Raw genomic sequence first — 13567 nt, 5'->3', positions numbered from 1 at the left:
CGACTTCCGTACTCCGCACACCTGTTGATCAGGTCATCAGCGTATCTCCAGCCACCGACATCCGTCGGCGGACGGCCGAAGCCGCCCGCCGAACCGGAGGATCACCTTCCTCCCTGGTCACTTGAGGCTGACGCAGCCTCAACCGCTAGCCGGCCTCCGCCTGTTGCCGGACCTTCTCGGCCACCTGCGGGGGCATCGGCTCGTGGCGGGCGTACGCGCGGTGGAAACGCGCCGTGCCGTGCGACAGCGAGCGCAGATCGACCGCGTACCGGCCGATCTCGATCTCGGGCACCTCGGCCCGTACGAGCGTGCGCCCGCCGGCCGTCTGCTCGGTGCCCAGCACCCGCCCGCGCCGCCCCGACAGGTCGCTCATCACGGCACCCACGTAGTCGTCGCCGACCAGCACGCTCACCTCGGCCACCGGCTCCAGGAGATGGATCCTCGCGTCGGCCGCCGCCTCGCGCAGCGCCAGCGCGCCGGCCGTCTGGAACGCCGCGTCGGAGGAGTCCACCGAGTGCGCCTTACCGTCGAGCAGGGTGATCCGCACGTCGACCAGCGGATGCCCGCCCACGACCCCCTTGGCCGCCTGCGCCCGCACGCCCTTCTCGACGGACGGGATGAACTGCCGCGGCACCGCGCCGCCGACGACCTTGTCCACGAACTCGATGCCCGACCCGCCCGGCAGCGGCTCCACCTCGATCTCACAGATCGCGTACTGCCCGTGCCCGCCGGACTGCTTCACATGCCGCCCGCGCCCGGCCGACCGGTCGGCGAACGTCTCCCGCAGGGAGACCCGGTGCGGTACGACGTCGACCTGGACGCCGTAGCGGGCGCGCAGCCGCTCCAGGGCCACGTCCGCGTGCGCCTCGCCCAGACACCACAGGACCACCTGGTGGGTGTCCTGGTTCTGCTCCAGGCGCATCGTCGGGTCCTCGGCGACGAGCCGCGAAAGGCCCTGCGAGAGCTTGTCCTCGTCGGGTTTGCTGTGCGCCTGGATGGCCAGCGGCAGCAGCGGGTCGGGCATCTGCCAGGGCTCCATCAGCAGCGGGTCGTCCTTCGCGGAGAGCGTGTCGCCGGTCTCCGCGCGGCTGAGTTTCGCCACGCACGCGAGGTCGCCCGCGATGGCGTGCGTCAGCGCCCGCTGCTGCTTGCCGAAGGGCGCGGACAGCGCGCCGATGCGCTCGTCGACGTCGTGGTCCTCGTGACCGCGGTCGGCCATGCCGTGCCCCGAGACGTGCACCGTCTCGTCGGGGCGCAGGGTGCCGGAGAAGACCCGCACCAGCGAGACCCGGCCCACGTACGGGTCGGACGACGTCTTCACGACCTCCGCGACCAGCGGCCCGCCGGGGTCGCAGAGCTTCAGCTCGCGCGGCCGGCCGTCCACCGTCGTCACCTGGGGCGCCTCGCGCTCCAGAGGCGTCGGGAAGCCCCTGGTGATCAGCTCCAGCAGCTCGACCGTGCCGATGCCCTGCCGGGCGCCGTCGGCGGCCGGGGCGGCCGCCAGGACGGGAAAGAACGTGCCGCGCGCCACGGCCCGCTCCAGGTCGTCGATCAGCGTCTTGACGTCGACCTGCTCCCCGCCGAGATAGCGGTCCATGAGGGTCTCGTCCTCGCTCTCGGCGATGATTCCCTCGATCAGCCGGTTGCGGGCCTCCTCCAGGTCCGGCAGCTGGTCCTCGCCCGGTTCCGACTCCTCGCGCTCGCCCGAGGAGTAGTCGAACAGCTTGCGCGACAGCAGCCCGGTCAGCCCGGTCACGGGCGCGTGCCCGTCGGGCGCCTGCGGGCCGTGCAGCGGCAGATACAGCGGGAGGACGGCGTCCGGGTCGTCGCCGCCGAACGCGTCCGCCAGGAGCGGGGCCATCTCCCCGAAGTCCGCGCGGGCGGCCTCCAGGTGCGTGACGACGATCGCGCGCGGCATGCCGACCGCCGCGCACTCCTCCCACACCATGCGGGTCGAGCCGTCCACGCCGTCCGAGGCCGAGACGACGAAGAGGGCCGCGTCCGCCGCGCGCAGACCGGCCCTGAGCTCCCCGACGAAGTCGGCGTATCCGGGGGTGTCCAATAGATTGATCTTGATGCCGTCCCAGTCGACCGGCACCAGGGACAGCTGTACGGAGCGTTGCTGCCGGTGCTCGATCTCGTCGTAGTCCGAGAGGGTGCCGCCGTCCTCCACGCGGCCCGCCCGGTTCACCGCTCCCGCCGTCAGCGCGAGAGCCTCCACCAATGTCGTCTTGCCCGATCCGGAGTGGCCGACCAGCACCACATTCCGTACGGACGCGGGATGGTCGGCCGCCGTAGCCCTGCCGGCGGCTCCGGGGTGGGTGTGCGCCTTGTCGCCCATTTCTTGCCTCCCGTGCACGGTGAGGTCCTTGGGGGCGCGGGCACGACGGCCCCGCGTGCGATGGCGGCTCCGGCGACGCCCGCGGTCCTTCGAGCTTTCCACTCCCGTCACCGCGCGTCCATACGACGGACGGGAAGCCGGGCGGGGAGGGCCGCGACCGGGCCGTGACCCGGATGCCGTCGTGCTGTGACACGGGTGTGCGGGTGCCCGTCCGTCGCACACACGCGCGCGTGGCTACGATGGGCCAGCCGGTGGCCAGCAGGGGCCGCGCGGCCAACCGAACCTCGGGAAGGCCATGCTGAACAAGTACGCGCGTGCGTTCTTCACGCGTGTCCTCACGCCGTTCGCCGCATTTCTGATCAGGCGGGGGGTGAGCCCCGACACGGTCACGCTGATCGGCACCGCCGGTGTGGTCGCGGGAGCGCTGGTCTTCTACCCCAGGGGCGAGTTCTTCTGGGGCACGATCGTGATCACGCTGTTCGTGTTCTCCGACCTCGTCGACGGCAACATGGCCCGCCAGCTCGGCCGCTCCAGCCGCTGGGGCGCCTTCCTGGACTCCACGCTCGACCGGGTCGCCGACGGCGCGATCTTCGGCGGCTTCGCCCTCTGGTACGCGGGCAACGGCGACGACAACATCCTGTGCGCCGTCTCGATCTTCTGCCTGGCCAGCGGCCAGGTGGTGTCGTACACCAAGGCCCGAGGCGAATCGATCGGCCTGCCGGTCGCCGTCAACGGGCTCGTCGAACGGGCCGAACGCCTGGTGGTCTCGCTGGTCGCGGCCGGGCTCGCGGGGCTGCACACGTTCGGCGTGCCGGGCATCCAGTACCTGCTGCCGGTCGCCCTGTGGATCGTGGCCGTCGGCAGCCTCGTCACGCTGATCCAGCGGGTCGTCACGGTCCGGCGGGAGTCGGCCGAGGCGGAGGCCGCGACGGCCGCGCAAGCCGCGCAGGACGATGCCGCGCAGGACGATGCCGCGCAGGACGATGCCGCGCAGGACGATGCCGCGCAGGACGATGCCGCGCAGGACGATGCCGCGCAGGGGAGTGAGGCGGCGAAGTGAGCCCCCAGGAGCGCCTGACCGACGCGCTGTACGGCCTCGGCTGGAGCACCGTGAAGAAGCTCCCCGAGCCCGCCGCGGTGCGCCTCGGGCAGACCGTCGCCGACCTGGCCTGGAAGAAGCGCGGCAAGGGCGTACGGCGGCTGGAGAGCAACTACGCGCGCGTGGTGCCGGACGCGGGCCCCGAGCGGCTCGCCGAGCTCTCGCGCGCGGGCATGCGGTCGTACCTGCGCTACTGGATGGAGTCGTTCCGGCTGCCCGCGTGGAGCGAGGAGCGGATCAGGACCGGCTTCGAGCCCAAGGACGTCCACCACCTCACCGACGGCATCGCCTCCGACCGGGGCGTCATCCTCGCCCTGCCCCACATGGCGAACTGGGACCTCGCCGGGGCCTGGGTCACCACCAAGCTGGAGACCCCGTTCACGACGGTCGCCGAACGCCTCAAGCCGGAATCCCTGTACGACCGTTTCGTCGCCTACCGCGAGGGCCTCGGCATGGAGGTCCTGCCGCACAGCGGCGGCACCGCCTTCGGCACCCTGGCCCGGCGGCTGCGCGACGGCGGCCTGGTCTGTCTGGTCGCCGAGCGCGACCTGTCCGCCTCCGGCGTCGAGGTGAGCTTCTTCGGCGACACCGCGACGATGCCCGCGGGCCCGGCCCTGCTCGCCCAGCAGACCGGCGCCCTGCTGCTCCCCGTCACGCTCTGGTACGACGACTCGCCCGTCATGCAGGGCCGCGTCCATCCCCCGATCGAGGTACCCCCGTCAGGTACGCGGCCGGAGAAGACGTCTGTCATGACACAGGCGCTGGCAGACGCCTTCGCCTCGGGCATCGCCGACCATCCGGAGGACTGGCACATGCTTCAGCGGTTGTGGCGCGCGGATCTCGACCCCGCGCGTCCCGGTCCCGGGGGGACCGCGTGAGGATCGGCATCGTCTGCCCGTACTCCTGGGACGTGCCGGGCGGCGTCCAGTTCCATATCCGCGACCTCGCCGAGTACTTCATCCGGCTGGGCCACGAGGTGTCCGTCCTCGCCCCCGCGGACGACGACACCCCGCTGCCGCCGTACGTCGTCTCGGCCGGCCGCGCGGTCCCGGTGCCGTACAACGGCTCGGTGGCCCGGCTGAACTTCGGCTTCCTGAGCGCCGCGCGCGTGCGCCGCTGGCTGCACGACGGCGCGTTCGACGTCATCCACATCCACGAGCCGACGTCACCGTCGCTGGGCCTGCTGACCTGCTGGGCGGCGCAGGGCCCCATCGTGGCCACGTTCCACACCTCGAACCCCCGCTCACGCGCGATGATCGCCGCGTACGCGATCCTCCAGGCCGCCCTGGAGAAGATCAGCGCGCGGATCGCGGTCAGCGAGTACGCCCGCCGCACGCTCGTGGAGCATCTCGGCGGGGACGCGGTCGTCATCCCCAACGGCGTCGACGTCGACTTCTTCGCCAAGGCCGAGCCCAACCCCGAGTGGCAGGGCGACACGATCGGCTTCGTCGGCCGGATCGACGAGCCCCGCAAGGGCCTGCCGGTGCTGATGAAGGCCCTGCCGAGGATCTTCGCCGAGCGGCCGCACGCCCGGCTGCTGATCGCGGGCCGCGGCGACGCCGAGGAGGCGGTGGCCGGCCTCCCCAAGGAGCTGCGCGCGCGCGTGGAGTTCCTCGGCATGGTGAGCGACGAGGACAAGGCCCGCTTCCTGCGCAGCGTCGACCTGTACGTCGCCCCCAACACCGGTGGCGAGAGCTTCGGCATCATCCTCGTCGAGGCCATGTCGGCGGGCGCCCCCGTCCTCGCCTCCGACCTGGACGCCTTCGCCCAGGTGCTCGACCAGGGCGCGGCGGGCGAGCTCTTCGCCAACGAGGACGCGGACGCGCTGGCAGAGGCGGCCGTACGACTCCTGGGCGACCCGGAGCGCCGAGCCGAACTGCGGGAACGGGGCAGCACCCACGTCCGCCGCTTCGACTGGTCGACGGTCGGCGCGGACATCCTGTCGGTGTACGAAACGGTCACAGCGGGCGCGGCGGCGGTGGCCGCGACGGACGACGACCGAGGCGGCCCGGGCCTGCGGGCACGACTGGGGTTGGCCCGCGACTGACGGGACGGAGGGCGCCGGCAGGGCTCATGGTGACCGTGCGGTCGGTGGCGTAGAGGGTCCCGATAGCCTTGCTGACCGTGACCGCAACCCTCATCTGGGCCCTCGTCGTCCTTGTCGCGATCGGCCTGTATCTGAGCTGGACGGCGGGCCGCCTGGACCGCCTGCACTCCCGTATCGACGCCGCGCGCGCGGCGCTGGACGCCCAGCTGCTCCGCCGGGCGTCCGTGGCCCAGGAACTGGCCACCTCGGGGGTCCTCGACCCGGCCGCCTCGATCGTGCTGTACGAGGCCACGCACGCCGCCCGGCAGGCCGAGGAGGAGCAGCGGGAGGTCGCCGAGAGCGAGCTGAGCCAGGCCCTGAGGGCCGTTTTCGCGGACGCCCAGCAGGTGGAGGCGGTCCGCGAGGCACCCGGGGGAGAGGCGGCGACGCACGAGCTGACGGAGGCCGTCCGCCGCGTCCCCATGGCCCGCCGCTTCCACAACGACGCCGTCGGCGCCGCCCGCCGGCTGCGCGAGCACCGCAAGGTCCGCTGGTTCCGGCTGGCCGGCCACGCCCCGTTCCCGATGGCCTTCGAGATGGACGACGAGGCCCCCGCCGCCCTCGCGGACCGCGTCTCCTGAACCACCTCGGCCACCTGAGCCGAAAACGATCCACCGTCAAAACGATCCACCGCCTTTCCATTGGCCCTTGCTGTGGACTGGTCCCCTCCCGTTTCCTCGGTGATTGCACAATCCCCTCTTCCCTTCCAGTGAGGTCACCCGTGTCCACCACCGAGAACCAGGCTCCCGAGACCGGCACCGCGCGCGTGAAGCGCGGCATGGCCGAGCAGCTCAAGGGCGGCGTGATCATGGACGTCGTCACGCCGGAGCAGGCGAAGATCGCCGAGGACGCGGGGGCCGTCGCCGTCATGGCCCTGGAGCGGGTCCCGGCCGACATCCGCAAGGACGGCGGCGTGGCCCGGATGTCCGACCCCGACATGATCGAGGGCATCATCGAGGCCGTCTCGATCCCGGTCATGGCCAAGTCCCGGATCGGCCACTTCGTCGAGGCCCAGGTCCTGCAGTCCCTCGGCGTCGACTACATCGACGAGTCCGAGGTCCTCACCCCGGCCGACGAGGTCAACCACTCCGACAAGTGGGCCTTCACCACCCCGTTCGTGTGCGGTGCCACCAACCTGGGCGAGGCCCTGCGCCGGATCGCCGAGGGCGCCGCGATGATCCGCTCCAAGGGCGAGGCCGGCACCGGCAACGTCGTCGAGGCGGTCCGCCACCTGCGCCAGATCAAGGGCGAGATCGCCAAGCTGCGCGGCTGCGACAACAACGAGATCTACGCCGCCGCCAAGGAGCTGCGCGCCCCGTTCGAGCTGGTCAAGGAGGTCGCCGAGCTCGGCAAGCTGCCGGTCGTGCTGTTCTCCGCCGGTGGCGTGGCCACCCCCGCCGACGCCGCGCTGATGCGCCAGCTCGGCGCCGAGGGCGTCTTCGTCGGCTCCGGCATCTTCAAGTCCGGCGACCCGGCCAAGCGCGCCGCCGCCATCGTGAAGGCCACCACCTTCTACGACGACCCGAAGATCATCGCGGACGCGTCCCGCAACCTGGGCGAGGCCATGGTCGGCATCAACTGCGACACCCTCCCCGAGGCCGAGCGCTACGCCAACCGCGGCTGGTAGTCCCGATGAGCACTCCTGTCATAGGCGTCCTGGCCCTCCAGGGCGACGTACGGGAGCACCTGATCGCCCTGGCCGCGGCAGACGCCGTGGCCAGGCCGGTGCGGCGCCCCGAGGAACTCGCCGAGGTGGACGGTCTCGTCATCCCCGGCGGTGAGTCCACCACCATCTCCAAGCTGGCCGTCCTGTTCGACCTGATGGAGCCCCTCCGCGCGCGCGTGCGGGCCGGAATGCCGGTCTACGGCACCTGCGCCGGCCTGATCATGCTCGCCGACAAGATCCTCGACCCGCGCTCGGGCCAGGAGACGATCGGCGGCATCGACATGATCGTGCGCCGCAACGCCTTCGGACGGCAGAACGAGTCCTTCGAGGCGGCGGTGGACGTCCGGGGCGTCCAGGGCGATCCTGTGGAGGGCGTCTTCATCCGCGCCCCGTGGGTGGAGTCCGTCGGTGCCGCCGCCGAGGTGCTCGCCGAGCACGACGGCCACATCGTCGCGGTCCGCCAGGGCAACGCGCTCGCCACGTCGTTCCACCCGGAACTGACCGGCGACCACCGCGTGCACTCCCTGTTCGTCGACATGGTGCGCGCGAACGGTGCAGCCTGAGTCCTTGTAGGATTCCTGGCGTTCGTTATGTGGATGGTTACGCGAAGGAGACAGGCAGATGTCCGGCCACTCTAAATGGGCTACGACGAAGCACAAGAAGGCCGTGGTCGACGCCAAGCGCGGCAAGCTCTTCGCGAAGCTGATCAAGAACATCGAGGTCGCGGCGCGGATGGGCGGCGTCGACATCGAGGGCAACCCCACGCTCTACGACGCCATCCAGAAGGCCAAGAAGCAGTCGGTCCCGAACAAGAACATCGACTCCGCGGTCAAGCGCGGCGGCGGTCTCGAGGCCGGCGGCGCCGACTACGAGACGATCATGTACGAGGGCTACGGCCCGAACGGTGTCGCGGTGCTCATCGAGTGCCTCACCGACAACCGCAACCGCGCCGCCTCCGACGTCCGCGTCGCCATGACCCGCAACGGCGGCTCCATGGCCGACCCGGGCTCGGTGTCGTACCTCTTCAACCGCAAGGGCGTCGTCATCGTCCCCAAGGGCGAGCTGAGCGAGGACGACGTCCTGGGCGCCGTCCTGGACGCGGGCGCCGAGGAGGTCAACGACCTCGGTGAGTCCTTCGAGGTGCTCAGCGAGGCCACCGACATGGTCGCGGTCCGCACCGCCCTCCAGGAGGCCGGCATCGACTACGACTCCGCCGAGGCCAACTTCGTCCCGACCATGCAGGTCGAGCTGGACGAGGAGGGCGCCAAGAAGATCTTCAAGCTCATCGACGCCCTCGAGGACAGCGACGACGTGCAGAACGTCTTCGCCAACTTCGACGTCAGCGACGAGGTCATGGAGAAGGTCGACGCCTGAGAAGGTCGACGCCTGAGCCGACGCTCACGCTCGAACGGGCCGACGGGACACACCCGTCGGCCCGTCGCGTTGTCAGTGGTACCGGATAGCCTGCACAAACAGGCGGTCGAAGGGAGGGCGTGTGCGGGTACTGGGGGTGGACCCGGGATTGACCCGGTGCGGTGTCGGTGTCGTCGAGGGGGTCGCGGGCCGGCCGCTCACCATGCTCGGCGTGGGAGTCGTCCGCACGCCCGCCGACGCCGAGCTGGGCCTGCGCCTGGTGGCCGTCGAGCAGGGCATCGAACAGTGGCTCGACGAATACCGCCCCGAATGCGTCGCCGTGGAGCGGGTCTTCAGCCAGCACAACGTCCGTACGGTCATGGGCACCGCGCAGGCCAGCGCCGTCGCCATGCTGTGCGCCGCCCGCCGCGGCATCCCCGTCGCCCTGCACACGCCCAGCGAGGTCAAGGCCGCCGTCACGGGCAGCGGCCGCGCCGACAAGGCCCAGGTGGGCGCGATGGTCACCCGGCTGCTCCGCCTCGACGCGCCCCCCAAGCCGGCCGACGCCGCCGACGCCCTCGCCCTCGCCATCTGCCACATCTGGCGCGCCCCCGCGCAGAACCGACTCCAGCAGGCCGTCGCCCTGCACGCAGCCAAAACACCGACAACCAACCGACACTGAAAGGCCGTACGGGATGATCGCCTTCGTGAGCGGACCGGTAGCCGCCCTCGCCCCCGACTCCGCGGTGGTCGAGGTGGGCGGCATCGGCATCGCCGTCCAGTGCACGCCGAACACCCTCTCCGGACTGCGGATGGGCCAGCACGCAAAGCTGGCGACGTCCCTGGTCGTCCGCGAGGACTCCCTCACCCTGTACGGCTTCGTGGACGACGACGAGCGCCAGGTCTTCGTGCTGCTCCAGACCGCCAGCGGGGTCGGCCCCCGGCTCGCCCAGGCGATGCTCGCCGTGCACACCCCGGACGCGCTGCGCCGCGCGGTGGCCACGGGCGACGAGAAAGCGCTCATCGCCGTCCCCGGCATCGGCAAGAGGGGCGCCCAGAAGCTCCTGCTCGAGCTGAAGGACCGCCTCGGCGAGCCGGTCGGCGCGCCCGCGATCGGCGCCCCGGTCACCCAGGGCTGGCGCGACCAGCTGCACGCCGCCCTGATCGGCCTCGGCTACTCCACCCGCGAGGCCGACGAGGCCGTGTCCGCCGTGGCCCCGCAGGCCGAGGCCGCCGAGGGCACTCCTCAGGTGGGCCGGCTGCTGAAGGCCGCCCTGCAGACCCTGAACCGCGCCCGCTGACCCCCGACCCTCTGAGGCACATCACATGAACTGGGACGACACGACCGACACCGACGCCGCCTCCGAGCGGCTGGTGGGCTCTGTCGCCGACCGCGAGGACCAGGCAGTCGAGGCCGCCCTGCGCCCCAAGGACCTGGGCGAGTTCATCGGCCAGGAGAAGGTGCGCGAACAGCTCGACCTCGTGCTGCGCGCCGCCCGCGCGCGGGGCGCCACCGCCGACCATGTGCTGCTCTCCGGCGCCCCCGGCCTCGGCAAGACCACCCTCTCGATGATCATCGCGGCCGAGATGGGCGCCCCCATCCGCATCACCTCCGGCCCCGCCATCCAGCACGCCGGCGACCTCGCCGCGATCCTCTCCTCCCTCCAGGAGGGCGAGGTCCTCTTCCTCGACGAGATCCACCGCATGTCCCGGCCCGCCGAGGAGATGCTCTACATGGCGATGGAGGACTTCCGCGTCGACGTCATCGTCGGCAAGGGCCCCGGCGCCACCGCCATCCCCCTCGAACTGCCGCCCTTCACCCTGGTCGGCGCCACCACCCGCGCGGGCCTGCTGCCGCCCCCGCTGCGCGACCGCTTCGGCTTCACGGCGCACATGGAGTTCTACGAGCCCGCCGAGCTCCGGCGCGTCGTGCACCGCTCGGCCCATCTGCTCGACGTCGAGATCGACCCCGCCGGAGCCGCCGAGATCGCCGGCCGCTCCCGCGGCACACCCCGGATCGCCAACCGGCTGCTGCGCCGCGTCCGCGACTACGCACAGGTCAAGGCAGACGGGGTGATCACCCGGGACATCGCCTCGGCGGCCCTCGCCGTCTACGAGGTCGACGCCCGCGGCCTCGACCGCCTGGACCGCGCGGTCCTCCAGGCGCTGCTGAAGCTGTTCGGCGGCGGACCGGTCGGGCTCTCCACGCTCGCCGTCGCGGTGGGCGAGGAGCGTGAGACCGTGGAAGAGGTCGCCGAACCGTTCCTCGTCCGCGAGGGACTGCTCGCCCGCACCCCCCGGGGACGGGTGGCCACCCCGGCCGCCTGGGCACACCTCGGCCTCACCCCGCCCCGCACCGCCACAGCAGGAAACGGACAACAGGACCTGTTCGGGACCTGAGCGGTTCATCGGCGGGGGCAATGGCGGGGCCAGGAACCCAGGTGCCATGCTGAGCGTTGTTCCATGCACGCGGACTCGCTTAGACTCCGCCGATGCCGCCTTTGTCGGCAGCACACAACCAACCCCCATCCATCAGGCCGCTCAGCCATCGCGGTCGCTTGAAGGAAGTTCCGACCCGTGAGTCCTTTGACCCTCCTGCCGTTCATCGTGCTCATCGGGGCCATGTTCCTGATGACCCGGTCGGCCAAGAAAAAGCAGCAGCAGGCCGCCGACATGCGGACCCAGATGCAGCCCGGCAGCGGCATCCGCACCATCGGCGGCATGTACGCGACGGTCAAGGAGGTCAGTGACGACACGGTCCTCCTCGACGCGGGCCCGGGGGTGGAGCTGCTCTTCGCGAAGAACGCGATCGGTGCCGTCCTGACGGACGACGAGTACAACCGCATCGTCCACGGCATCGAGCACGACCTGAAGTCCGACTCCGACGTCGTCCCCGACGACGCCTCCTCCCTCACCGACCCCGCCGACGCCGACGAGTCCGCCGACGAAGCTGCCGCCGCCTCCGACGACAAGTCCGTCGACCTCGGCAAGAAGGGCGCGTCCGACGAGGACGCGGTGCAGGCCGACGAGCCCGAGGCCCAGCAGGCCGAGGCCGACGAGGAGCCGAAGAAGACCGACGGCGAATCCGACGCGAAGAAGTAGTCACGTCCCCGGGGCCCACGGATCACACCCGTGTGCCCCGGGGCGTGCGCATCTCGCAGGGGATCCCGACTACATGTCATGGCCGCCGCCCTGACCAGGCACGAGGCGGCCCGAGAGGGAGTACAAGAAGGTGGCAGCACCTAAGAAGGGCCGGAGCGCGAGCGCCCAGAGCAAGCCAGGGCGCTCGCTGGCCCTGATCCTGATCGCCATCGTGGGGCTCACCGGGGGCATGTTCGCCACCGGGCACACGACCCCGCGACTCGGCATCGACCTTGCCGGCGGCACCAGCATCACGCTGGAGGCGAAGGCCGAGCAAGGGTCCGCGATCAACAAGGCCAACATGGACACCGCGGTCGAGATCATGAACCGCCGTGTCAACGGCCTGGGCGTCTCCGAGGCGGAGGTGCAGACCCAGGGCGACAAGAACATCATCGTCAACATCCCCAAGGGCACCAACTCCAAGGAAGCCCGGGCGCAGGTCGGCACCACCGCCAAGCTGTACTTCCGTCCCGTGCTGGCCCAGGAGGCCACCGGCGCCGCCGCGGGCACCGCCTCGCCGAGCGCGTCCGCCACGGGCTCCTCCAGCGCCTCGCCGAGCTCGACCGCGAGCCCCTCCGCGAGTGCCTCCGGCACCGGTGAGAAGGCGAGCGACTCGTCCTCGCCGTCCGCCACCGCCACCTCGCAGGGCCGCGCCGTCACCGACGCGCTGAAGGCCGACTCCACGCCGTCCTCGTCCGCGAGCGGCAGCGCCAAGGCCTCCGCGAGCCCGTCGGCCTCCGCCTCGACGAGCACCGACGCCGAGTCCGCGGCCCTCCAGGCCAAGTACGCGGCGCTGGACTGCACCAAGAAGTCCGAGCGCACCAAGGCGGGCGAGGGCGTCAACCCCGAGGACCCCACCGTCGCCTGCGGTGAGATCTCCGGCGTCTGGTACAAGTACGTGCTCGGCCCGTCCGCCGTCGCCGGCACCGAGATCGACAAGGCCAAGGCCGTCTTCGACACGCAGGGCGCCTCCGGCTGGCAGGTCACCATGGACTTCAACTCCAAGGGGACCAAGAAGTTCGCCGACATCACCGCCCAGCTGGCGCAGAACACCCAGCCGCTGAACGAGTTCGCCATCGTCCTCGACGGCGACGTCGTCTCCAGCCCCTACGTGCAGAACGCGATCTCCGGCGGCAGCGCCCAGATCTCCGGCAGCTTCACGCAGGAAGAGGCCCAGAACCTCGCGAACATGCTGTCGTACGGTGCGCTCCCGCTCTCCTTCAAGGAGCAGAGCGTGACCACCGTGACCGCCGCGCTCGGCGGTGACCAGCTGCACGCCGGTCTGCTGGCCGGCGCCATCGGCCTCGCCCTGGTCGTGATCTACCTCGTGGCCTACTACCGCGGTCTCTCGCTCGTCGCGATCGCCTCGCTGCTGGTCTCCGGCGCCCTCACCTACGTGCTCATGGCGCTGCTCGGCCCGGCCATCGGCTTCGCGCTGAACCTGCCCGCCGTCTGTGGCGCCATCGTCGCGATCGGTATCACAGCGGACTCGTTCATCGTGTACTTCGAACGCATCCGGGACGAGATCCGCGAGGGCCGCACCCTGCGACCCGCCGTCGAGCGGGCCTGGCCGCGCGCCCGGCGCACCATCCTGGTCTCGGACTTCGTGTCGTTCCTCGCCGCCGCGGTGCTGTTCATCGTCACCGTCGGCAAGGTCCAGGGCTTCGCGTTCACCCTCGGTCTGACGACCGTCCTCGACGTGGTCGTGGTCTTCTTCTTCACCAAGCCGCTGATGACCCTGCTCGCCCGCCGCAAGTTCTTCGCGAACGGTCACAAGTGGTCCGGGCTCGACCCCAAGAGCCTGGGCGCGCAGCCGCCGATTCGCCGTACCCGCCGTCCCGCCGGTCCTGCCGGCCCCGTCGAGACGAAGGAGGCGTGAGC

General features: G+C 71.3%; 13 protein-coding genes. 12 read left to right on the top strand and 1 reads right to left on the bottom strand.

Annotation, left to right across the window (positions count from 1 at the left end; translation table 11 throughout):
• Positions 1 to 145 precede the first annotated feature (145 nt).
• The gene (locus tag ABZ464_RS11735; RefSeq protein WP_359274507.1) at positions 146 to 2341 is read right to left on the bottom strand and encodes an elongation factor G-like protein EF-G2; all 2196 of its coding nucleotides are present in this window, start codon (positions 2339 to 2341) and stop codon (positions 146 to 148) included.
• Positions 2342 to 2636: 295 nt separating this feature from the next.
• Between ABZ464_RS11735 and pgsA the strand changes: the two genes are divergently transcribed.
• From pgsA to secD, 12 genes are all read left to right on the top strand, one after another.
• Positions 2637 to 3401: a phosphatidylinositol phosphate synthase gene (pgsA, locus tag ABZ464_RS11730; protein WP_359274504.1), complete on the top strand. Its 765-nt coding sequence runs from the start codon at positions 2637 to 2639 to the stop codon at positions 3399 to 3401.
• Positions 3398 to 4318 carry a phosphatidylinositol mannoside acyltransferase gene (locus ABZ464_RS11725; protein WP_359274501.1) on the top strand — a complete coding sequence of 307 codons (921 nt, stop codon included), beginning with the start codon at positions 3398 to 3400 and terminating at the stop codon, positions 4316 to 4318. Before pgsA ends, ABZ464_RS11725 begins: the two co-directional genes overlap by 4 nt.
• On the top strand, positions 4315 to 5487 hold the full coding sequence (locus ABZ464_RS11720; protein ID WP_359274498.1) for a glycosyltransferase family 4 protein: 1173 nt from the start codon (positions 4315 to 4317) through the stop codon (positions 5485 to 5487). Before ABZ464_RS11725 ends, ABZ464_RS11720 begins: the two co-directional genes overlap by 4 nt.
• Positions 5488 to 5564: 77 nt before the next feature.
• Entirely contained in the window at positions 5565 to 6107 is a 543-nt protein-coding gene (locus tag ABZ464_RS11715) for a hypothetical protein (RefSeq protein ID WP_359274495.1), read from the top strand.
• A 140-nt stretch (positions 6108 to 6247) separates the two neighbouring features.
• Positions 6248 to 7153 carry a pyridoxal 5'-phosphate synthase lyase subunit PdxS gene (gene pdxS / locus ABZ464_RS11710; protein ID WP_359274492.1) on the top strand — a complete coding sequence of 302 codons (906 nt, stop codon included), beginning with the start codon at positions 6248 to 6250 and terminating at the stop codon, positions 7151 to 7153.
• 5 nt (positions 7154 to 7158) lie between these two features.
• Entirely contained in the window at positions 7159 to 7755 is a 597-nt protein-coding gene (gene pdxT, locus ABZ464_RS11705) for a pyridoxal 5'-phosphate synthase glutaminase subunit PdxT (protein WP_359274490.1), read from the top strand.
• A 58-nt stretch (positions 7756 to 7813) separates the two neighbouring features.
• A complete protein-coding gene (locus tag ABZ464_RS11700; protein ID WP_359274487.1) occupies positions 7814 to 8566 on the top strand; it encodes a YebC/PmpR family DNA-binding transcriptional regulator in 753 nt (250 codons plus the stop codon).
• Between the two features lie 121 nt (positions 8567 to 8687).
• Positions 8688 to 9227, top strand: coding sequence for a crossover junction endodeoxyribonuclease RuvC (gene ruvC, locus ABZ464_RS11695; RefSeq protein ID WP_359274484.1), 540 nt, complete (start codon positions 8688 to 8690; stop codon positions 9225 to 9227).
• 13 nt (positions 9228 to 9240) lie between these two features.
• Positions 9241 to 9846 (top strand): Holliday junction branch migration protein RuvA, encoded by a 606-nt coding sequence (gene ruvA, locus ABZ464_RS11690; protein WP_359274481.1) that lies wholly within the window; start codon positions 9241 to 9243, stop codon positions 9844 to 9846.
• Positions 9847 to 9871: 25 nt separating this feature from the next.
• Positions 9872 to 10945: a Holliday junction branch migration DNA helicase RuvB gene (gene ruvB / locus ABZ464_RS11685; RefSeq protein ID WP_359274478.1), complete on the top strand. Its 1074-nt coding sequence runs from the start codon at positions 9872 to 9874 to the stop codon at positions 10943 to 10945.
• A gap of 177 nt (positions 10946 to 11122) precedes the next feature.
• A complete protein-coding gene (gene yajC, locus ABZ464_RS11680) occupies positions 11123 to 11647 on the top strand; it encodes a preprotein translocase subunit YajC (protein WP_359274475.1) in 525 nt (174 codons plus the stop codon).
• A 130-nt stretch (positions 11648 to 11777) separates the two neighbouring features.
• The gene (secD, locus tag ABZ464_RS11675; protein WP_359274472.1) at positions 11778 to 13565 is read left to right on the top strand and encodes a protein translocase subunit SecD; all 1788 of its coding nucleotides are present in this window, start codon (positions 11778 to 11780) and stop codon (positions 13563 to 13565) included.
• The last annotated feature ends 2 nt before the right edge of the window (positions 13566 to 13567 follow it).

This window comes from Streptomyces sp. NPDC005820 (assembly GCF_040630255.1).
Lineage (GTDB): Bacteria > Actinomycetota > Actinomycetes > Streptomycetales > Streptomycetaceae > Streptomyces.
This window is presented reverse-complemented; position numbering and strand designations above follow the sequence as displayed.